Raw genomic sequence first — 22,818 nt, forward strand, 5'->3', positions numbered from 1 at the left:
TTATATGAATTTAGTAGTATTTTCAGGTCCTCCTTCATCAGGAAAGACCAGTGTAATAGTAAAGACAATTGACAACTTAAAAAATAGAGGTATTAAAGCAGGAGTAGTTAAGTTTGACTGTTTATATACTGATGACGATTTAATTTATAAAAAAAATAATATTTTAGTCAGAAAAGGACTATCTGGTGCTTTGTGTCCAGATCACTTCTTTGTTTCAAATATTGAAGAGGTTGTTCAATGGGGAATTAGTAATGAATTGGACATTTTAATAACAGAATCAGCTGGACTTTGCAATAGATGTTCACCATATATTAAAAATATAAAAGCTGTTTGCGTTATTGATAATTTATCTGGTATAAATACACCTAAAAAAATTGGTCCAATGTTAAAAAGTGCGGATTATGTTGTTATAACAAAAGGAGATATTGTTTCCCAGGCTGAAAGGGAAGTTTTTTCTTCAAGAGTTGCTTCTGTTAATCCAAGTTCTATAGTTATGAATATAAATGGACTTACAGGACAAGGAACTTATGAATTAAGTACTTTATTGTATGATGAAAAGAATTCAATAAATACTGTTAATGGTATGGAATTAAAATTTGCGATGCCAACTGCATTATGTTCTTACTGCTTGGGAGAAAAGAAAATCGGAGCAAAATATCAAATGGGAAATATCAAAAAAATGAAATTGGAGGATAAAAATGCGTAATCTAAAAATTGAAAAATTAATTGAAAAATATCCTTTTGTTGAAGTTTTTTTTGAAGAAAATAACTTTGATATTTCAAATAGTAAACATTTATCATTTGCAGAGTATTTACATTCATTTTCTGAAGAAGAAAAAGAAGAACTTGCAATAGATGAAGAATTGCTTTGTGATTCATTAGAAATATATATAAATCAAATGAAAAGTTTTTTAGGACTAGAAGATGATGAAGTAAATTCAATAACTTTACTAGCTGGTACAGATAAATTTGGTAATAAAGAAAATTACGATGAATTTATAGTAAATAAATCAGAAATAATTTCAATAGTTGGTCCTACAGGAAGTGGAAAGTCAAGATTATTAGGAGATATTGAGTGGGTGGCAGATAGAGATACTCCTACTAATAGAAAAATTTTAATAAATGGAAAAGATGCTGATAAGAAATGGCGATTAAGTGCAAATAATAAATTAGTTTCCCAACTTTCCCAAAATATGAATTTTGTTATGGATTTATCAGCATATGAGTTTATAGAACTTCATGCAAAAAGCAGAATGGTTGAAAATGAAGAAGAAATAATTAATAAAATTATTGTAGAAGCAAATAAACTTGCTGGAGAAAAATTTGACTTAAACACTCCTATAACATCATTGAGTGGTGGACAGTCAAGGGCTTTAATGATTGCAGATACAGCTATTTTAAGTTCATCGCCTATTGTTTTGATTGATGAGATTGAAAACGCAGGAATTGATAGAAAAAAAGCATTAGATTTATTAGTTAGTGAAAATAAAATTGTATTAATGGCAACACACGATCCAATACTTGCATTAATTGCTGATAAGAGAATTGTAATAAATAATGGAGCTATTGTTGCGATACATGAAACAACTGAAAAGGAAAAGGAATTACTTATAGAGCTTGAGAAAATGGATAATATTATTCAGGATTTAAGAAAGGAATTAAGATATGGTAACTCACTTTCCAATTTTGAAATAAATTCTAAATGATTGACTTTTTTAATTTGCTGTATTATAATACTTTTATAAAGTATATATTGTACAGTGAAATAGGAGAAAATTATTATGAAATCGAGAACAATTTCTATTTTAAGTATATTTTTGTTTATAATATCATTTTTTCTTTTAGAAAATATAATGTTAAATCAAGAGTTTACATTTAATTATTACAGATATATATTAATTAATATTTTTAGAGTGAATAAGATATTATCACCCCCTGAATATGGTTTGACTCATATATTTTTTTACAGCATATTACTTTATTCGATTTTAAATTTAATTTTTTGTTCTAATAGAATATATCTAATTATAAATCAAATATTTTTGAGTATATATTTTTTTCTAAATATATATCCAATAACAATAGGACGTTCAGGTTTTGAAAATGGTATTTCAATGATGTACTTTATTATAAATATATTTATAATAATTTTGCTACATCTTATTAATTTATACCAATTTAAACATCTTAAAAATTAAGTTTTAATAAATAACAGATTTTATATTATATTGAGGTGTTGGTTATGAATATTGCTAAAAAATATTTTATAAATTATTTATGGATTGTAAATTTTGTTATATTTACTTTACTTATGTTTATGTTGGATTATGTCGATTTAAATCATGAGTATATATACAGTATTGATAAATATTTATTTTTAAAGGTTTTGCCTATAATTGATGAATTAAATGGAGGAACATTCATTATAGTATTCATATTATATATGACATTTTCTATTTTGTATAAGATAAATTATAAATTTTTAATTATAAATTTATCCTATGTAATATTTCAATTATTAGCAATATTGTATCCAGTTGTATTTGAGAAAGTTGAATTATTAGGTTCTAAATCAATATTATTGTTTATAATTATAATAATAATTCATTTTATATTGATTTTTATTAATACATTTCTTATAAAATTTAAATATGATTGAATATTTTAAAAGGAGGAATTTTATAATTTCTCCTTTTTTATTGTAAAAATTATGGTATAATAGAATATATCTTTATACATTTTATAAAGATATATTTTTTATTGTGAGGAATATTATGTTTGAACTTTTATCTCCGGCGGGGTCTATGGAATCCTTGAAAGCCGGAATTCAAAATGGAGCAGATGCTATTTATCTAGGTGGTAGCAGTTTTGGAGCAAGAGCTTCTGCAACAAATTTTGACAATGATGAGCTTGTAGAAGCTGTAAAATATGCAAAACTTAGAAATGTAAATATATTTGTTACTGTAAATACATCTATAAAAGAAAAAGAAATTGAAGAATTGATTTCTTATACAGATTTTTTATATAAAATTGGTGTGGATGCAATAATTTTGTCTGATATTGGAGTTGCAGAAGTTTTAAGAAATAGATATCCAAATATGGAACTTCATGCATCAACTCAAATATCTGCACATTCATTAAATGACGTTTTAGAATTAAAAAAAGTTGGATTTAACAGAGTAGTTCTTGCAAGAGAACTTAGTATAGAAGAAATTAAGGAAATCTGTGATAATGTTGATATAGACATTGAGGTATTCATCCACGGAGCTATCTGTGTAAGTTACTCAGGACAATGCCTTATGAGCTCAATGCTTGGAGATCGTTCAGGAAACAGAGGTCGTTGTGCTCAACCTTGTAGACAAAGTTATAAATTGATTAACAAAACAACAGGAAAGACAATTGATGTAAATGGAAGTTACTTATTGAGTCCAAAAGATTTATGTAGTATAGAAAATATCGAAAAAATATTGGATACGGGTGTTAAATCCTTAAAAATTGAAGGAAGAATGAAAAGACCAGAATATGTAGCAGTTGTTATATCAAGATATAGAAAAACTATAGACAATTACATAAATAATAAAATTACAGATGATAAAAAGGCTTTAAAAGAAGATTTAGAAGCTATTTTTAATAGAAAATTCACATCAGGATACCTTATGAGTAAAAACGGTTCTGATATTATTAATTTAGATAAGCCTAATAATGTTGGAGTTAAAGTAGGAGAAGTTTTAAGTTTCAATACCAAAAAAAAGAAATTGAAAATAATATTATCTGGTAAACTTTCAAAGGGAGACGGCATTAATTTAGGTGGTGGAAACATTGGTAGAATAATTAAAAATGGAGAAATTTTTGATTCTGGACTAGCCGGAGAAATTATAGAAATTGATTTTTTAAAAGATATAAAACCCAAAACTCCTGTTTACAAAACTTCTGATAAATTATTGGTAGATAATGCCAATAAATCATTTAGAGAAGGAATTGAGAATAAAAAGATAAATTTAAAATGTGAAATTTTTATTAAAGTTGGACAGAAAGCTAAGTTTATTTTAGAAAATATCGAAGTTTATTCAGACGAAAAAATAGAAAAAGCAAAGAATAAAGAAGTTGAGATTTATAAGATTGTTGAAAAATTGTCTAAAACTGGAGGAACGCCATATAATTTTGTTTTTAAAAATATTTTTATTGATAAAGATGCCTTTATTCCGGTCTCAGTTTTAAATAATATGAGAAGAAAAGCTATAGTAAAATATGAGGAATATAAACTAGATTTTTCAGAAAAAAGAATCGTATGTCCTTTTAAAAATTTTAGTTATCAAAATGGTAAAAAAGTATTTAATGGAAAGATTACATTAAAAGTACATCAAAATTCTCAACTGGATAAAATTTTAGAATATCCAAATATATCAGAGTTTATAAGAGAAATTTACACTGAGGATTTTAATTTACTTGAAAAATATTATAATAATCTAAAAGCCATTGGAATAAAATTAATTTATAGTGCGTTAGGTGTTATAAGAAATGAAGAGTATTCTGTATTAGAAAAATATTTATCCAAATTAAATGATGAAATTTTTAATAAAGTTCAAATATCAACTTGGGGGTCAAAAAGCTTTTTTAAATCAAAATTTGATACCAAAAAATTCAATATAGATACATATTTTAATATCTATAATTCATATTCATTGAAATTTTTTGAAAAATATTTTAATGCTGAAGATATAACACTTTCACAAGAAATAAATAAATTTGAAATAAAAAACATATTGGATAAATTAAAAGAAAGAAATTCAAATGTTGACATGATAATATACGGCCATACTAGATCAATGCTTACAGAATACTGTGCAATGGGAGTTTTAACAAAGGATTGTCACAAAGATAGACGTTGTGCGGAATGTGCAAGAAGTGATTATGCTTTAAAAGATATGGAAAATAGAGAGTTTAGACTATTTCAAGATATGTTTTGTAGAACTGAAATAAGAAACCATATTGCTCTTGATTTAAGAACTGATATAAAAGAAATATTTGAATTAGGAGTTGACAGAGTAAGACTTGATTTTACTTATGAAAATTCGATGATGGTCTATAAAATTTTAAAAGAATGTATTGATTGTTTAAAATATTCAAGAGAAATAAATGATAGAAATGGATTTAAAGGACACTATATAAATTCAGTTAGTTAGATTTTTAATATTAAATTAACTATAAAAGTAGTAAATTTTTTAATATATATTACTACTTTTTGTTTATTATTGTAAAAAATAAGTATTTTCTAAAAAAATTTTCTAAAACATTGAAAATTAGATAAAATTTTGATAAAATTAATGCTGAGGTATGATGTTACCTTACAAGAACTGATAAATTTTATTAAAAATATATAATATTGTTATTTCTAATAAAAAATAAGGATGTGTGTATGAAAAAAGGTGATATTATTGTTATCTTCACTTTAATCGTTGTATTTTGTCTGTCATTTATATATATAAGTAATAGTTTTATAACAACTGGTGATAAATATATTAGTGTTCAAGTAAATGGAGAAGAGATTAAACAAATCACTTTTGGTAACGAAAAAAAAGTTTATCCTATAAGAACTTCTTTTGGACTTAATATTCTAGAGGTTGATAATGAAAGTGTTAGAGTAATAGAAGCAAGTTGTCCTGATAAACTTGATGTTAAATTTGGTAAAATAAATAAAGTTGGACAGGCAATTATTTGTATGCCTAATAGACTTGTAATACAAATAAAATCAAGAAAAACTAATGATTTGGATGTGGTAAATTAGTGAAAGCAAGAAAAGTAGTTTTAATTTCATTATTTGTTTCAGTAGCTTTAATAGTTTCATTACTAGAATATTATATTCCAATTCCCGTACCAAATGTGAAATTAGGATTATCAAATATAATAATAATAAATTCTATTTTATTATTTGGCTTTAAGGAAGCATTTATTATTTCATTTTTAAAAGCTATTTTATTGGTGATAATTTTAGGAAATCCAATAAGTTTTATATATAATTTTACTGCTGGATTTACAAGTATTATTATTATGTATGTATTAAATAAGTTTTGTAGTAAATTTTTAAGTTTAATAGGAATAAGTGTTTTAGGTTCTGTTTCTCATGTTATGGTTCAAATACTAGTTTCTATGGTTCTTTTAAATTCAAGAACTTTAGTTAATTTTATTCCTATTTTAGGAATGATTGGAATTTTTACAGGCATACTAGTTGGTGTGATTTCAAATTTTATGTATAAAATTGTACGAGGTTATTATGTCAAATTATAGTTATGAAGAATTTTTAAAAGATTTAAATGTATTTTTAAAAAATGAAAAAATAAAAGATAAAGAATCATTTGAAAAAGAAGTTAAAGAAGGAGAAATACCTTTTGCAGATAAAACAATAAGTGAAGTAAATAGATTAAAAAATATTGAATATAAAGATATTGAAACTTTTACTATTTCAATAAATGAATTAAAGGAAACGGATAAGCCTAGAGAGAAACTTTATAAATTTGGTCCTGAAAGTTTATCAGAATATGAACTTTTAGCAATTTTAATTCGAAGTGGTTCAAAAAAAGAAGATGTTTTAACTCTTTCAAAAAAATTATGGATTTATATGAGTAAATTTCATAGAATAAGTGAGATTACAATTAATGATCTTATGGAAATTGATGGTATTGGATTATCTAAAGCCTGTAGTTTGATTTCTGCTTTAGAGCTTTTTAAAAGATTAAACATGAGAGAATGTGTTGATAATTTTTCGTTTTGTTCTCCAAAAAGTGTTGCAGATATATTCATGAATATATTAAGAGACGAAATGAAAGAGCATTTTTACGTTTTATTACTAGATACAAAAAATAAAATAATATCTTGGAATGAAATATCAAAAGGAGATTTGAATTCATCTATCGTTCATCCAAGAGAAGTTTTTAAGTATGCATTGAAATATGGTGCAAATAGTATTATTTGTTTGCACAATCATCCAAGTGGTGATCCTACTCCAAGTTCACAAGACATAGACATAACAAAAAGGTTAGAAGATGTTGGAGATTTGGTTGGAATAAGATTATTAGATCATATTATAATTGGATATAACAAGTATATAAGTTTAAAAGAAAAGGGATTAATGAGATAAGAGAGGTAGAATAATGAGTTTTTCATGGATTTTAGGGGAAGATTTGACTTTAGATTTAGGTACATCTAATACTCTAATTTACTCAAAAAGAAAAGATGGTAAGATTATAGAACCTTCTGTAGTGGCTGTAGATTTAAATAATTATGAAATTGTTGCAGTCGGAGAGAAAGCAAAAAGTATGGAAGGAAAAACTCCTGATAATATTATAACTTTATCACCAATAAAGGGTGGAAAAATAATAAATTTTGAGATTGCACAAGTAATGCTTACTAATTTATTAAAAAAAGCAAAATCAAATTTTTCCATTTTTCATCCTAAAGTATATATAGCGATATCTAGTGGAATATCCGAAGTTGATAGAAGAGCTATAGAAGATTGTGTAATATATTCTGGAGCTAGAAGTGTTGAATTTATTCCAAGTGCCGTAGCAACCGCAATAGGAATGGGACTTCCTGCTTTAGAGCCATCAGGTAGCATTATAGCTAATGTAGGTGGTGGAACAGTTGACGTTTCACTAGTAAGTTTAGGAGGAGTTGTTGCAACTAAGTTTGTAGATATTGGGGGAGATTTAGTTGATTATGATATTATAAATATTGTTAAAAATAAATATGATCTCATGATAGATAAAGAAACTGCTGAATATATAAAGATTAACCTTTCGTCATTTATCACTAGCAATATTACTAATAATTTATCAATATTTGGGAGAGATATAAATAGTGGAATGCCTAGAAATGCAACAATTTATGGGAAAGATATAACATCTTCTTTATTTCCGCTTTTTAATGCAGTTGCTGATGCAATCAAAGTTATATTAGAAAAAACACCACCATCAATGACTGGTAACGTCTTAAGGAATGGGATTTTTTTAACAGGAGGATGTTCCAAAATTAATGGATGTGTTGAATATTTACAAAATGAATTGAGGATAGCTATTAACGTCGTTGATAATCCATTGACTTGTACTTGTGCTGGAGCTAGTATACTAGCAAGTGAATTAAAAGTTAAAAATAATAGGAGAAAAAGTAATGAATAGATTTAGAAATATTAAAGCACGTAAAAAGAAGATATCTTTTTTCACCACTATAATTATTTTAAGTTCTATTATTTTTTTCAGTAATAATTCTTCTATTATGAATATTGGAGAAAATGCGATAGGAACTGTTACAAATTCAATTTCAAGAATAATTTATTCATCAATTGCTAATTCAAAGGAAGTTTTTAAAAATATTTTTGGATCAAAAGCAATTAGAGAAGAAAATGAAAAACTAAAAGTTGAGAATGCAGAACTTAAAGAAAAAGCGACAAATATGGAGAATATAATTGCTAAAGAAGAATTTCTAAAAAATGAATATAATCTATATATGAAAAATAAAGAAAATCTTTTAAGTGCTAATGTAATTGCTTTAGATAATAATAATCTATTTGTAAGATTTAATATTAATAAAGGTAGTAAAGATGGCGTGAAAGTTGGAGATATTATTGTACAGGGAACTGTAGGGGACGAAAATAACACTTATATTAAGGCTGTCGTTGGAAAAGTTATAGAAGTGGGATACAACTGGAGTAAAGTTTCTAGCTTAGTTGATTCTGCAAGTAATGTTTCATTTAATGTTGTAAGGACTCAATCTTTTGGTGCTATTAATGGTCAAGAAAATGATTATTTATCTGGGTTTATGTATAAATCAGATGCAGATGTTGTTGTTGGAGATAAATTAGTAACTTCTGGAAGAGGTGGTGTATTTCCAAGTAATCTATATATCGGTGAAGTTACAGAAGTAAAAACTTCGGAAAATAATTTAGAAAAAAAGATAAGTGTAAAATCTCCAGTAGATTTTACAACTTTATTTAGAGTTTTCGTATTAAAAGGAAATGGTGATATGAATGAATAGATTAAAAATTGTATTGTTGTTTTTTGCTAGTATTATGATACAAACTGCTATATTGCCAAATTTTAGTATTTTTAACTCAAAAGCAAATATGAGTCTAGCACTTGTTGTAGCAATAGCTATGAATTATGGATCATATATATCAGGTTATTCAGGAATTGTTCTTGGTTTTCTGGAAGATATTTTATTCTCAAAATTAATAGGGATTAGAGCATTAATTTATTATATGATAGGATTTATAGTTGGATATAATGAAGATTCAATAAATAAAGGAGATATACGTTCAGGTTCCATAATTACAGTAGTAGCAACTTTGTTTTATTGGATTATGAATACTATAATTAATATGATTCTTGGAAATTCATCTTCAGTAGAACTTTTAAATTATTTAAAAGGTCCAATAATTATTGAATTAATTTTGAATGTTTTATTATACTTGATATGTAATTATTTGTTGAGAAAAGTATTCAAAAAAAGAAAATTTAGATTTTAGTAGGTACTTATATGAAAATTTTTGATAAGAATAAATTAGAAAAGATTAATGATAGACAATTAAGATATAAGATAGTTTATTCAATTTTATTTATTTTGATGTCTGCACTAGTTCTCAAATTATTTCACTTAACAATTATAAATGGTAATGATTATAGAGATAAAGCAGATAATAATAGACTTAAAGATGTAAAAATAACGGCCCCTAGAGGAAATATTTATGATAAAAATGGAAAGTTATTAGCAGGAGTAAAAACTAGTCCAGCTGTTCAAATTTTAAAAGATGAATTTAATAGACTAAATAAGGATGAAAAAGCAAACAAGATTGAAGAACTAATTAAAATACTTAATAAGGATGGTGCTAGTTGGGATACTGATGATTATTTTTTAGGAATTAATTACTTTGTATATTCTTCAGATTTAGATTATTTTACTGAATTAAAATCTCCAAAAGAGAAAGTACTTGATATTATTATGGAAAATAATTTAGTAGAAGATATTTTAAAACTAAAGATTGAAAAAAATTCATCATCAGAATTTTCTTACTATATAATTAAAAAAGTTATTAGAGATTTACAACTTAAAGGAATATATGTTCCAAGTGATTTCTTTGATGTAGATAGTGGAGAAATTACTTTTACTAAAGGTACAAAATATGATGAATATGCAAAAGGAAAAGATCTTTCTAAAGGTATTTATTCTCATGTTGCATCATTAGTAAAAGATGATAAATCAATAATAAGAAAAATACTAGATCAACCTTTGGCAAGAAAATTAGTTTATGATGAATTAAAAAATAGAAATCTTTTAAATAATATTGAATTAAAACCATTAGTTGATTTAAATAGATATAATTTATTATTAATTAAATCTGAATTAAATAAACAAAATTCTAAGGTAACAATGGAGACAAGTGCAAAAGATGATTTTTACAATATGGTTAGAAAGTTTACTATGGATAAATTATTGAGCTATGTCAAAGTTGATAAAAATGGTAATAAAATCATTCCTGCAGAAATATTATTAAAAAAATTAGAAGAAAAAGGTATAGATGCAAATGTTGAATATACTCTTGTTAAAGATGAAAAGGATAAGGAAGTAGTTCAATTTAATTATAAAGATAATTCTAAAAATGATGTAGAACCTTTAACTCATCTAATTTCTATTGCTGAAGATAATAATATACTCTATGATTTTGTTCTATCAGATGAAATAAAAACTGTTGCTCAAGAAGTAAATACAGAAAACAATATAATTTTAAAAATTTCAATAACTAGTAAATCATTTGACTATGTTTATAATATAAATCGTACAGAAATAAAAAATAGATATAAAATTAAAGATGATTATACTGCTGAAAGTTTATTTGAAATTTTAAAAAAGACATATTCTATTGAAAATTTAGATGATTATAATGCATATAGTTATTTGGTTTTAAATAGAAAAGTAGAGTTACAAGGGGATAAAGCATATATTCCTATAACATTAACATATGGTATTTCTGAACCCTGTATTTCCCATATAAAAGAAAAATTTGAGAATAACAATGGGTTTACGGTTTCAATGGAACCTATAAGGTACTATCCTAATGGAGAAATGGCTTCACATATCTTAGGATATATTGGAAAAATATCACAGCAAGATGAAATTGAAAAATATAGTAAAGATAAGGGTTACTCTTCTGATAGTTTCATTGGAAAAACGGGAGTAGAAGAAAGTCAAGAAGTTTCTTTAAAAGGACAAGATGGATTTAAGAAAGTTATGGTTGATAATAGAGGGAATAGAACAGAAACTATTTCTGAAACACAAGCTATTCCTGGAAAAAATGTTTATTTATCAATTGATTCAGATTTACAAAAGGTAGCAGAAGAGTCTTTAAAACGTACTTTAGAATCTATAAGAAATGGAAGTGAGTATAAAAGTAAGTGGGGAAGCTATAGACCTAATGAAAGTCATAAAAATGCAACAAGTGGAGCGGTTGTAGTTCTCGATGTAAAAACAGGAAAAGTGTTAGCTCTTGCAAGTTATCCTTCCTATGATCCAAATCTTTTTGTAACTGGAATTTCAAATAGTGATTGGATAAGTTTGTTTCCTGAAGATTCAAGAGATTTTCTTGCTCCAAGACCTCTGTATAATATAGCAACTCAAAGTATTTCACAACCAGGTTCTACTTTTAAATTGGCAACTGCTTTAACAGCGCTTGAAAAAGGATTGAATCCTAATGAAAACATTAACTGTCAAGGTGTAATGGATGTTGGGGATACTAAATTTGGTTGTTGGATTTGGAATCAATATAAAAAAACTCATGGTAATGAAAATTTAAGAACAGCATTAAGAGACAGTTGTAACTATTATTTTTACGCTTTAGCTTTAGGAGAAAACCCAAAATCAAATAAAAAAACTGGGACTAAAGTTACAATAGAAGATTTGTCAAAAACAGTAAAAGAATTGGGTCTTGGTGAAAGAACAGGAATTGAAATTAATGTACCTAAAGAAAGTAAGGGTGTTGTTCCTGATTCAAATACTAAGAAATCTTTAACAAAAATTATGTTAAAGCAAAAACTCGAAAAAGAAATTGATAAATATATATTGGATGGAAAAAATAAAGATGACTATGATTTTAATAAAATTATTGATACTATTGTAAGTTGGGCTGATGAAGATACTGTTCCATCAAGAACTGAAGTGATTAAAAGATTAGAAAAATTAGAATTAAAAGCAGAAGAAACTGTTTCTAATTCAAAAACTACTCTAGCTGATATGATAAAGTTTGATTATTTAAATCAAGCTTCTTGGTCTAATGCAGACTCTTTAAATACAGTAATTGGACAAGGTCAAAATGCATATACTCCAATTCAAATGGCTAGATATATGGCGATGATATCAAACGGAGGTCAGAAGATAAAAACATCTGTTATTGAAAAAATAGTAAGTTATGATAATAAGACAGTTTCATTTCAAAATAATCCTGAAACTGAAAAATCTAGTTTTAATCCTAAAAATCTAAAGTATATTTTGGAAGGTATGAATATGGCATCTAAGACTTCAGAAAATTCTAAAATATTTAAAAATTTACCAATTGAAATTGGAACAAAAACAGGTACTGCACAAAAAAGTGGAGTAAATCCAGTTACTGGACAAGCATATGATAACTATGCATGGAATGTTTCTTTTGCACCTTATAATAAACCAGAAATTGCTATTGCAACAGTAATATTTCAAGGTGGAGCTGGAGCTTATTGTGGTCCAATTGTTAGAGATATAATAGGGCAGTATTTAGATAGTAAATCGGAATCAGGTGAAAATATTAATCATGATAAGAAAAATGACAATAATTCAGGAAATGGTGACAATTTAGTCGGAGATTAGTAAAAAAGTATTGAATTTTTGATAACTTTGATATATAATGTATTTGACTAAATAAACTAGGAGGTTTTATATGAAACTCAAAAAGACTTTTGCGGCACTTTTAGTTGGCGCTATGATCTTAACAGGTTGCTCTTCTAAACCTAATGAATCAAAAGACACAAAGACAGAAGAAAAAAAAGAAAACACTAAAAAACCAATTAAGTATGCTATGGTAACAGATACTGGTGGTGTAAATGATCAATCTTTTAACCAATCTGCTTATGAAGGATTAAAAGAATTAGAAAAAGAAGGTATAATTGAAAAACCTACTTATGTTGAAAGTAAACAAGCTTCTGATTACAAAACGAACTTAGAAACTTTACTTGATGCTAAAAATGATTTAATTGCTGGAATTGGATTTGCGCTAGCAAAAGATATTGAAGCTGCTGCAAAAGCTAATCCTGATCAAAAATATGTAATCATTGATTCTTCTTTTGAAAACACACCAAAGAATTTAATTGGAACAATATTTGCAGATAATGAAAACTCATTTTTAGTTGGATATTTAGCTGGAACATTAACTACTTCAAATAAAGTAGGATTTGTTGGTGGTATTACATCTCCATTAATCAAAAAATTTGAAGCAGGATTCAGAGCAGGTGTTGAACTTGCTGCAAAAGACAATAACAAAAAAGTAGAAGTTGTTGCTCAATATGCTGAAAGTTTTGGTGATGCTACTAAAGGTAAAGCTATTGCAAATAGCATGTACTCATCAGGTGTTGATATGATTTTCCATGCATCAGGTGGAACTGGTAATGGAGTAATCGAATCAGCCAAAGAAAACAAAAAATTTGTTTTTGGTGTAGATAGAGATCAATCTTACTTAGCACCAGAATATGTTGTAGCTTCTACAATCAAAAAAGTAAACGAAGCTATTAAGAGTGTTGGAAAAGATTTATATGAAGGAAAATTCAGAGGCGGAGAAACTATAGAATTTTCACTTAAAACAAATGGTGTTGATGTTGCATATGGAAAAGAAGATCAATTAAAGATTAAAATTCCTGATGAATTAAAACAAAAAATTGAAGAATTAAAGAAGAGTATTGCAGATGGTAAAATTACTGTACCAACTGAAGTAAAATAAATTATTAACCAAAAGGAAGCGGGAGCTTCCTTTTTTAATTAAAATGATTATATTAATATTTACCTTTTGCTATTATTATTATATAATATTATTGTTAAATAAAAATAAGGAGACTATTTTATGAAAAATGAATTAATACTTGTTGTTGATTTTGGAGGACAATATAATCAATTAATTGCTAGAAGAGTAAGAGATCTTAATGTGTATTGTGAAGTTGTTCCTTATAATAAAGCAGTTAATGAAATAAAGAGAAAAAAACCTATCGGCATAATTTTTACAGGTGGACCAAATAGTGTTTATGACGAAAAAGCGCCAAAAATTGAAAAAGAAATTTTTGAATTTAATATACCAATTTTGGGATTATGTTATGGAATGCAATTAATATCTCAAACATTTGGTGGAGTTGTTGAAAAAGTTGACAAAAAGGAATTTGGAAAAACTTTGTGCATCAAAGATAAAAATTCAAAACTTATTTCAAATATGAAATCTGAAACAACTGTTTGGATGAGTCATCAAGATCAAGTTGTAAAACTTCCCGAAGGATTTGACTGTATTCAACATACTGATACATGTCCTTATGCTGGAATAGAAAATGAAGAAAAGAAAATTTATGCAGTTCAATATCATCCAGAAGTTAATCACTCAGAAGAAGGAAAAGAATTAATAAAATCATTCCTTTACGATATTTGTAATGCAAGTGGTGATTGGACAATGCAAAACTTTATGAATGAACAAATACAAAAAATAAAACAAACTGTAGGAGATAAAAAAGTTTTATTAGCTCTTTCAGGAGGAGTTGACTCTTCTGTTTGCGCATCTTTACTTTCAAAAGCTATTGGAAGCCAATTAACTTGTGTGTTTGTTGATACTGGACTTATGAGAAAAAATGAAGGTGATGAAGTAGAAGAAGCCTTTAAAAATGATGAATTAAATTTTGTAAGAGTAAATGCAAAAGACAGATTTTTAGAAAAGCTAAAAGGAGTAACAGATCCTGAACAAAAAAGAAAAATAATTGGAGAAGAATTTATTAGAGTTTTCGAAGATGAAGCTAAAAAAATTGGTCAGGTAGATTACTTGGCACAAGGGACAATATATCCTGATGTTATTGAGTCAGGTCTTGGAAATGCAAAAGTTATAAAATCACATCATAATGTAGGAGGGCTTCCAGATGTTGTAGATTTTAAAGATTTAATAGAACCTTTAAGAGATTTATTCAAAGATGAAGTAAGAATATTAGGTTTAGAACTTAAAATGCCTGAATATTTAGTTTTCAGACAACCATTCCCAGGACCAGGTTTAGGAATAAGAGTAATGGGTGAAGTAACAGAAGAAAAATTAGAAATACTAAGAAATGCAGATGCAATATTTAGAGAAGAAATAGCAAAAGCAGGAGAAGATAAAAATATAAGTCAATATTTTGCAGTTATTACAAACAATAAAACAGTTGGAGTAATGGGGGACTTTAGAACATATGATTACACTCTAGCGTTAAGAGGAGTTACAACAACAGACTTTATGACAGCTGATTGGGCTAGAATCCCTTATGAAGTATTGGACAGAGTTTCCGTAAGAATAGTAAACGAAGTAGAAAATATAAACAGAATTGTCTATGACATAACAAGTAAACCACCAGCAACAATCGAGTGGGAATAGAGATGGATTATATTAAATAATCATAATAAATACAATATACTTATTTTATATAAGATTAGTAATATAGAGAGGAATATAATGGCTAATTTATCAAAAATTAAGCGTGAAAAAATGCTGGAATATCTTGAAAAATTAAAAGAAATCAATAATGATGATGAAAATATTCGTGCTATTACAGAGATTGAAAATGCACTTAATGAAAAGAAATATGGACTAATATGGGAAGAGCATTCGGAAAAAGTCGATGAAATGTTGGAACATAATATTCCAATCTTTGTTGAAGAGGAGAATAGAAAAATCATTGCAAACGAAGATGAACCATACAACTTTTTACTTGAAGGAGATAACCTTCATTCTTTAAAATTACTGGAGAAAACTCACAAGGGAAAGATTGATGTTATCTATATTGATCCGCCATATAATACTGGGAATAAGGACTTTATTTATGATGACAGTTTTGTTGATAAGACTGATGGATATTCTCATAGTAAATGGCTTTCTTTTATGGAAAAGAGGCTTTTAATTGCGAGAGATTTATTGTCAGATACTGGAGTTATATTTATATCAATTGATGACAATGAACATGCTCAACTGAAATTGCTTTGTGATAGTGTATTTTGTGAGGATAATTTTATTGGAAATTTTAAATGGATAAGGAAGAAAAAAGGATCATTTTTAAATAATAAGATAAGAAAGATGACCGAATTTGTGTTATGTTATTCATCTTTAGGGTCTGATTTTAAGTTTTTTGGAGAACAAGCATATGTTAATAAATATCAGCCAATTGTAAAACGTACTAATAACTTGCACAGGCTAGTATTTCCAAAAAATGTTGTAACTACGAAATTAAGAGATGGTAAATATATAGCTGGGAAATATGTAAAAGGTAATACTGGTGTGGAGTTTTTAAATGATTTTGAAGTAGTTAACGGAATCATTATAAATGAGTTATTAACGAATGCAAGATTTGTGTGGTCGCAAGAGTTTTTAGACAATGAGGTAGAACTTGGAACAAAAATAGAATTATCTTCAAAATATGGTTTTAATGTTCTTAGATATAATCAATTAGATAAATATAAAACTCCATCAAGTTTAATAAGCTCAGATAATGGTGTTGGGACTAATGAAGATGCAAGTAAGGAATTAAGTGATATTCTAGGAATTGAGTTAGAAGACTCATTTACTAATCCTAAACCAGTATCATTAATTGCATATTTGCTTAATATGTTAAAAAAATTAGGGAGTCATTTGGTTATACTCGATTTTTTTGCAGGTTCTGGAACTACAGGTCATGCTGTTATGCAACTTAATAAGGAAGATGGTGGTAATCGTAAATATATTCTCTGTACGAATAATGAAAACAATATTTGCGAGAAAATTACTTATCAAAGACTTAAGAATATTCAAGAGGAATTTCCACATAATCTGAAATATTATAAAACTAATTTTATACCGAAGTTTTCTGATGACGAAGAAAGTATCTCAGATAAGATGATGGAGCATATTAGAGAGTTAATTGAACTTGAGTATGCTATCGAGCTTGATGGTAGAAAATATATTATTATTTATGAAGAAGATAAATTAGATGAAATTATATCCAAGATTGAAAATAATGGAAAATTATTTATACGTTCAGGGATTTTCTTATCACGAAGTAATCAAAGAATACTTGAAGAAAAGGGCGTTATTATCATTGAAATTCCTGAATATTATTTTAGAGAAGAGCTAAAGGAGGTTGGCGAGCTATGATAGATATAAAACTAAAAAATTTTCAAGAAGATGCCGTTGACTTCTTATTTAGTAAAACAACAGACAGTAATTCTAAACCTAAGATTGTGATGCAGAGTCCGACAGGAAGTGGGAAGACTATTATTTTAGTTGCATATATTGAGAAGTATCTTGACTTTCACAAGGATAGTGTAATTTGTTGGTTCTGTCCGGGAAAGGGAGAACTTGAAGAACAATCGAAAGAAAAAATGGAACGATTTGCTCCAACTCTTAAAACAGGTAATGTTTTTAATATCTTAAATACAGGTTTTGAAAGTGGAACAACCTATTTTATTAACTGGGAAACTATAACAAAGAAAGATAATACAGCTATTAGAGATAGTGAGAGAAAAAATCTTTTTGAAAGAATTAGTGAAGCACATAATCGCAATCTGAATTTCATTGTAATCATTGACGAAGAACATCAAAATAATACGTCGAAAGCTGATGATATTATTTCAAGTATAAATGCGGAGTATGAAATTAGAGTATCAGCAACACCAAATAAAAGAATTGTTGGAGAGTTTTATGAAATCCCAGAAGTTGATGTAATAAATGAAGGACTTATTACAAGATTTATGTATATCAATGATGGACTTGATACAGTAGAAGTAGAAAATGTCACTCATGAAACTGATATTCTTTTAGAAAAAGCGGATGAGGTAAGAAAACAAATTGCGAAAGCATATATTGAGGAGAATGAAGATGTTAGACCTCTTGTGTTAGTTCAATTTCCTAATTTGAATGATGACCTTATTGAGCATGTAGAAGAAAAGCTTAATTCAATGGGCTATTCCTATGAAAATAAGCTTCTTGCAAGTTGGTTTTCAGCGGAGAATAAAGAGGATAAAGATAGGAAGTCAAAGAAATTAGGGAAAATAAATATTGGAACAACAGAGGATGATAGTATAACAAAATCAAATGCAACTCCTGTATTTCTGTTATTTAAACAAGCCCTGGCGACAGGTTGGGATTGCCCACGTGCAAAGATACTTGTTAAACTTCGTGAGAATATGAGTGAAACCTTTGAAATTCAGACTCTTGGTCGTTTAAGACGTATGCCTAAAGCAAAACATTACGGCAAAGAAATTTTAGATTGCTCTTATCTCTATACTTTTGATGAAAAATATAAACTTGAGGTAATTAAAGCTGGCAATGGTTTTGAAACTCAAAGAGTATTTCTCAAAGAAGAACCTAAAAATATAAAACTTGTTAAAGAGATGAGAAACCTTGACGGCAGTTATGTTGATGAGCAAGCTATTAGAAATAGAGTTTATGATTTTTTTAAAGAAAAATATAATCTATCTAATATAAAGAACGAAAATATTAAGATTCTTGAAAATAATAGATTTGTTTTAGGAACTGTACTTTCAAGACAATATTTAACTGGTAAATATTCAACTTTAACAGAAATTAGAGATGAAGTTGCTAATTATAACACAATGTCAATCGAAGTAAGTACTCATACACATGGTATTGAACTTCAACATAATATTGATGCTATCAAAAAGCATGTTGGTCTCTCATATAATAAAACAAGTCAAATATTAAGAACTTTGTTTTTGAGAGGTTTTGGTAACAATAAGTTTAAACTTTTGAATTTAACTTTGAAAGAATATTATGCATTTATCATAAATAATTCTGAATTTTTAAAAAGAGATTTCATTGAATTTTCAGGACAAAGGCATGATCAATTAATGATTCTTGAGAACAAAATTGAAGAATTTAAATTTCCATTAGAAGAACACTATAGGTACGTTCCATACGAAAGAAATGTAAAAGAATTAGAAAGTAATGTATATAAAGGATATAATACATCGATGATTACTGATGATTTTCGCTCAACTTCAGAAAGACTATTTGAAAAGTATTGCGAGAAAAATGAAAATGTGAAGTATGTTTATAAGAATGGAGACAGTGGACAACAATATTTATCCATCGTTTATGGAAACAATTTTGATAAACAAAGATTATTTTATCCGGATTATATTGTGCAGCTTAATGACGATACTATCTGGCTTATTGAAACGAAGGGTGGAGAACATCAAGGACAAAGTAAGAATATTGATGTACAAATAGAGAATAAATTTGAAGCATTTAAGCAGTTTTCGAATAAGTATGGGTATAAATTTGGGTTTGTTAGAGATAAAAATGATGAGTTGTATCTGAATAACACAGAGTATGTGGATAATATGAGAGATAGTAGTTGGGTGTTGCTAGAAGAATTTTTTTAGCAAATGTGAATAGTTATAGTAAAAAGAACGGTGTCATACCGTTTATGGTAAGTATTTTTGAATTATTTCAGATTTTAATACTTGTTTATAAAGGAGAATGAAATGATAAAATTAATAAAAGCAGATATTATAAGGTATAAATGTATTGAGAAAGAACAGTCTTTTGATATTGAAGATGATGTTACTGTTTTAGTTGGAATGAATGAATCAGGTAAAACATCTATTTTAGAAGCTCTAGCAAAAACTAATTATTTTGAAGAAGATGATAATTTTTCATTTAATATGACTCATGATTTTCCAAGAAAACAGAAAAAAGCAGCTGATAAAAGTGGTAAAGTTCAAACTGCGGTTGTACTAGATTACAAGATAGGAACTGAATTGATTGAAGAAATAACTAAAGATTTTAGAGTAAAACCATCAAAGGATATTTTTTCTGTAAAATATAAATACGATAATAAGAGAACTTGGTCAGTTGATTTTATTAAAACAGCCGAATTTATGAAAGTAAAAATTCTTTCATTAGAATTTGAAGATAAATGTTTGTCGGATAACCTTCAAAAAATTTCAACTAAATCTGATTTTATAGAAATATTAGAATCAGTTAGAGAAAATGTTAGTGAAAAGAGTTATAGTGAAGATGACATGGCTAAATTAGACTCCTTAAAAATTTATTTTGACGATAGCAAGTCATGGGAAAATTCACCGATAGATGAATATATTGTTCAAAAATACATAATACCTAATTTGCCTAAATTTATGTATTATGATGATTATTATTCTCTGCCATCAAGAGTTTCCTTAACAAAATTAGAGGCAAACCCTAAAGAATCATCTAAAAAAACAGCTAAAGCGTTATTGGAATTAGCCGATATAGATATAGATACGTTAACTAAATCGGATGATTTTGAAGAATTTATTGCTGAATTAGAGGCAACGGAAGCAATTATTTCTGAAGAATTATTTAAGTATTGGACAACTAATAATAATCTTAAAATAAAGTTTAGAATTAACAAGAAAGAAGAAACTGATAGTTATAATAATAACAGAATTGTTGAGAGGATATTAGATATAAGAGTAGAAAATCAGAGAACAGGCGTATCGTTGCCATTAGAGAACAGAAGCAAAGGATTTAATTGGTTTTTTTCTTTCCTAGTATGGTTTATGAAAATTCAAGAAGATAGAAATGCAACATATATTTTGTTGCTTGATGAGCCCGGTTTGAATTTGCATGCTAAGGCTCAAAATGATTTATTGAAATTCTTAGCTGATTTATCAAATAATTACCAGATTATTTATACTACTCATTCACCATTTATGATTGAAACTGACAAACTTAATAAAGTAAGGACAGTATTTGAGAAAAAAGATGGAACATTAATATCTGATTCTGTACAAGAAAAAGATCCCAATACACTTTTTCCATTACAAGCAGCTTTAGGTTATGATTTAGCTCAAAATTTATTTGTTTCAAATAAAAATTTACTTGTTGAAGGTATTGCGGACTTAACTTATATTTCTATTATTTCAGCTGTTTTAGAAGCAAAAGGAAAAGAAGGTTTGAGTCAAGATATAACGATAGTACCAGTGGGCGGAGCTGATAAGGTTGCAACATTTATATCTTTAATGAGAGGTAATAAGCTAAAAATGGTATGTTTATTAGATACATTTACTGAACAATCTGCAAAAAAGCGCTTAGAAAATATGATTGTAAAGAATATAATAAAAGAAAATAAAATATTATTTTATCATGATATTTTAAAAAGGGATTTTGCAGATGTGGAAGATTTATTCAATATATCTGATTATATTTATCTATACAACCATGAGTTTAACACAAATTATGAAAAAAATGATTTTAATCCAGATAATTCTATTTTAAGTCAACTAAAAGATAAAAATGGAGGGAAAGATTTTAATCATTATAGACCAGCAAACTTTTTAGCAAAAAATATTAGTGACATCTCATTATCAGAGAAAACATTAGAAAATTTTGAAAAACTATTTAAAGTGATAAATTCTAAATTTGTTTAAAAAATTTGTATATTGCACATTATAGTTTAAATATATTTAGTAAATATTAGTTTAGTTATAACAATATGATGTATAAAACTGGAACTGGGACTAGGACGGGTAAAAAAATCTAAAGACAAGCTAAAATTGAACGAATTTTCAAGCACACAACAAACGAAAAGTCTTTATTTTGAACGGTTTTGGATATAGTGAACAGTAGAAAAAGAAGAGTGGGAGTAGTTTTTTGCAGTAATGATTTTAACTTTGACAGTTCAACTGCAAAAGATTAATATGATGATATTATTTTTGTACTAAGTGTAAAGAAAAAGGATTGAAGTAAAACAAATCAAGAATATTAGCCTATTCTTTTAATTTAAAGTGGAAGTAATATTGCAACATTAAAAGCCTCTTCTCAAAAACTTACAGGAGCAATTAAGGTTGGTAGCGATTCAAGTCTTACACTAGAAATATCTGATAATTCTACTTTTGATGGTTATATAGATGGAAAAATAAGAAATGCAGAAGGTAGTTCTATATCAACAGATGTAGGAAAAGTATCTGTAACACTTGATAGTTCTAGTACATGGACATTAACTGGAGATAGTTATGTTACAGAATTTAATGGAAATCCTGAAAATGTAATAAGTAATGGATATACTTTATATGTTAATGGAGTTTCATTAACAGGTGTTAAATAAAATACTAGTTTAGTAACTAAGGTTAGGGAGTAAACTTTAAAAGTACTCCCTAATTTTTTTATTTCATTTTTTTAATTTTTACTTTCTAATCTTAGTTACTAAACTCAAAAAAGTAAGAGAATCACCGTTAAGACTAAAGATAGACAAACCATTTTTTTGCATCTCTATGACAGCAATTCTCAAATTTTTTAGTGATACAGCTACAATAAAAATGGTCTTAATATTTTAAAAATTTTAGTAAAATAAGTTGAAATTTAAAGGTAGCTATGATAACATATAAATCAAGATGGATTTAAAATATATGTCCTAAAAAATATTTATAGTAATATATTTTATATAGATTAAGAGAATCCATACACAAAATTATTCACAAATTTTAGGAGAATGAGCAGTATGATGTTTTATTGATTTTGTTAAAATTATAGTTTAATTTTTTACATTTTTTTAA

Annotated in this window: 16 protein-coding genes; all 16 read left to right on the top strand. The window is 26.9% G+C overall.

Annotated elements, in window-relative coordinates:
• The first annotated feature begins 4 nt into the window (after window positions 1-4).
• The 16 genes from VJI77_RS00190 to VJI77_RS00265 all read left to right on the top strand — a co-directional run bounded on the left by VJI77_RS00190 (window position 5) and on the right by VJI77_RS00265 (window position 21,693).
• Window positions 5-706: a GTP-binding protein gene (locus VJI77_RS00190; protein WP_293439655.1), complete on the top strand. Its 702-nt coding sequence runs from the start codon at window positions 5-7 to the stop codon at window positions 704-706.
• Window positions 699-1,706, top strand: a complete 1,008-nt coding sequence (locus VJI77_RS00195; RefSeq protein ID WP_313960734.1) for an ATP-binding cassette domain-containing protein — start codon at window positions 699-701, stop codon at window positions 1,704-1,706. Before VJI77_RS00190 ends, VJI77_RS00195 begins: the two co-directional genes overlap by 8 nt.
• Window positions 1,707-2,242: 536 nt before the next feature.
• Window positions 2,243-2,659: a hypothetical protein gene (locus VJI77_RS00200; protein ID WP_323987837.1), complete on the top strand. Its 417-nt coding sequence runs from the start codon at window positions 2,243-2,245 to the stop codon at window positions 2,657-2,659.
• Window positions 2,660-2,804: 145 nt separating this feature from the next.
• Window positions 2,805-5,183: a U32 family peptidase gene (locus VJI77_RS00205; protein WP_323987838.1), complete on the top strand. Its 2,379-nt coding sequence runs from the start codon at window positions 2,805-2,807 to the stop codon at window positions 5,181-5,183.
• Between the two features lie 233 nt (window positions 5,184-5,416).
• A complete protein-coding gene (locus tag VJI77_RS00210; RefSeq protein ID WP_293439663.1) occupies window positions 5,417-5,785 on the top strand; it encodes a NusG domain II-containing protein in 369 nt (122 codons plus the stop codon).
• A complete protein-coding gene (locus tag VJI77_RS00215; RefSeq protein WP_293439665.1) occupies window positions 5,785-6,285 on the top strand; it encodes a Gx transporter family protein in 501 nt (166 codons plus the stop codon). Before VJI77_RS00210 ends, VJI77_RS00215 begins: the two co-directional genes overlap by 1 nt.
• Window positions 6,272-7,135 carry a RadC family protein gene (gene radC, locus VJI77_RS00220; RefSeq protein ID WP_323987839.1) on the top strand — a complete coding sequence of 288 codons (864 nt, stop codon included), beginning with the start codon at window positions 6,272-6,274 and terminating at the stop codon, window positions 7,133-7,135. Before VJI77_RS00215 ends, radC begins: the two co-directional genes overlap by 14 nt.
• 13 nt (window positions 7,136-7,148) lie before the next feature.
• Complete coding sequence (locus tag VJI77_RS00225) at window positions 7,149-8,171, top strand: rod shape-determining protein (protein WP_293439669.1); 1,023 nt, start codon at window positions 7,149-7,151, stop codon at window positions 8,169-8,171.
• Complete coding sequence (mreC, locus tag VJI77_RS00230; RefSeq protein WP_323987840.1) at window positions 8,164-9,027, top strand: rod shape-determining protein MreC; 864 nt, start codon at window positions 8,164-8,166, stop codon at window positions 9,025-9,027. Before VJI77_RS00225 ends, mreC begins: the two co-directional genes overlap by 8 nt.
• The gene (mreD, locus tag VJI77_RS00235) at window positions 9,020-9,517 is read left to right on the top strand and encodes a rod shape-determining protein MreD (RefSeq protein ID WP_009354286.1); all 498 of its coding nucleotides are present in this window, start codon (window positions 9,020-9,022) and stop codon (window positions 9,515-9,517) included. The genes mreC and mreD overlap by 8 nt, the downstream gene beginning before the upstream one ends.
• Before the next feature lie 11 nt (window positions 9,518-9,528).
• Entirely contained in the window at window positions 9,529-12,885 is a 3,357-nt protein-coding gene (locus VJI77_RS00240; protein ID WP_323987841.1) for a penicillin-binding transpeptidase domain-containing protein, read from the top strand.
• A 70-nt stretch (window positions 12,886-12,955) separates the two neighbouring features.
• On the top strand, window positions 12,956-14,008 hold the full coding sequence (locus VJI77_RS00245; RefSeq protein ID WP_293439675.1) for a BMP family ABC transporter substrate-binding protein: 1,053 nt from the start codon (window positions 12,956-12,958) through the stop codon (window positions 14,006-14,008).
• A gap of 120 nt (window positions 14,009-14,128) precedes the next feature.
• Window positions 14,129-15,661, top strand: a complete 1,533-nt coding sequence (gene guaA, locus VJI77_RS00250) for a glutamine-hydrolyzing GMP synthase (protein WP_323987842.1) — start codon at window positions 14,129-14,131, stop codon at window positions 15,659-15,661.
• A gap of 78 nt (window positions 15,662-15,739) precedes the next feature.
• Window positions 15,740-17,410 carry a site-specific DNA-methyltransferase gene (locus tag VJI77_RS00255; protein ID WP_323987843.1) on the top strand — a complete coding sequence of 557 codons (1,671 nt, stop codon included), beginning with the start codon at window positions 15,740-15,742 and terminating at the stop codon, window positions 17,408-17,410.
• The gene (locus VJI77_RS00260; RefSeq protein ID WP_323987844.1) at window positions 17,407-19,662 is read left to right on the top strand and encodes a DEAD/DEAH box helicase; all 2,256 of its coding nucleotides are present in this window, start codon (window positions 17,407-17,409) and stop codon (window positions 19,660-19,662) included. The genes VJI77_RS00255 and VJI77_RS00260 overlap by 4 nt, the downstream gene beginning before the upstream one ends.
• A gap of 102 nt (window positions 19,663-19,764) precedes the next feature.
• Complete coding sequence (locus VJI77_RS00265) at window positions 19,765-21,693, top strand: AAA family ATPase (RefSeq protein WP_323987845.1); 1,929 nt, start codon at window positions 19,765-19,767, stop codon at window positions 21,691-21,693.
• Window positions 21,694-22,818: the final 1,125 nt, after the last annotated feature.

Source organism: Parvimonas sp. D2 (genome assembly GCF_035282635.1).
Classification (GTDB): Bacteria; Bacillota; Clostridia; order Tissierellales; family Peptoniphilaceae; genus Parvimonas.

Excerpts from the sequence above, each read along its gene's own strand:
- VJI77_RS00190 (WP_293439655.1), top strand. The coding sequence starts at position 5 with ATGAATTTAGTAGTATTTTCAGGTCCTCCTTCATCAGGAAAGACCAGT.
- VJI77_RS00195 (WP_313960734.1), top strand. The coding sequence starts at position 699 with ATGCGTAATCTAAAAATTGAAAAATTAATTGAAAAATATCCTTTTGTT.
- VJI77_RS00200 (WP_323987837.1), top strand. The coding sequence starts at position 2,243 with ATGAATATTGCTAAAAAATATTTTATAAATTATTTATGGATTGTAAAT.
- VJI77_RS00205 (WP_323987838.1), top strand. The coding sequence starts at position 2,805 with ATGGAATCCTTGAAAGCCGGAATTCAAAATGGAGCAGATGCTATTTAT.
- VJI77_RS00210 (WP_293439663.1), top strand. The coding sequence starts at position 5,417 with ATGAAAAAAGGTGATATTATTGTTATCTTCACTTTAATCGTTGTATTT.
- radC (WP_323987839.1), top strand. The coding sequence starts at position 6,272 with ATGTCAAATTATAGTTATGAAGAATTTTTAAAAGATTTAAATGTATTT.
- VJI77_RS00225 (WP_293439669.1), top strand. The coding sequence starts at position 7,149 with ATGAGTTTTTCATGGATTTTAGGGGAAGATTTGACTTTAGATTTAGGT.
- mreC (WP_323987840.1), top strand. The coding sequence starts at position 8,164 with ATGAATAGATTTAGAAATATTAAAGCACGTAAAAAGAAGATATCTTTT.
- mreD (WP_009354286.1), top strand. The coding sequence starts at position 9,020 with ATGAATAGATTAAAAATTGTATTGTTGTTTTTTGCTAGTATTATGATA.
- VJI77_RS00240 (WP_323987841.1), top strand. The coding sequence starts at position 9,529 with ATGAAAATTTTTGATAAGAATAAATTAGAAAAGATTAATGATAGACAA.
- VJI77_RS00245 (WP_293439675.1), top strand. The coding sequence starts at position 12,956 with ATGAAACTCAAAAAGACTTTTGCGGCACTTTTAGTTGGCGCTATGATC.
- guaA (WP_323987842.1), top strand. The coding sequence starts at position 14,129 with ATGAAAAATGAATTAATACTTGTTGTTGATTTTGGAGGACAATATAAT.
- VJI77_RS00255 (WP_323987843.1), top strand. The coding sequence starts at position 15,740 with ATGGCTAATTTATCAAAAATTAAGCGTGAAAAAATGCTGGAATATCTT.
- VJI77_RS00260 (WP_323987844.1), top strand. The coding sequence starts at position 17,407 with ATGATAGATATAAAACTAAAAAATTTTCAAGAAGATGCCGTTGACTTC.
- VJI77_RS00265 (WP_323987845.1), top strand. The coding sequence starts at position 19,765 with ATGATAAAATTAATAAAAGCAGATATTATAAGGTATAAATGTATTGAG.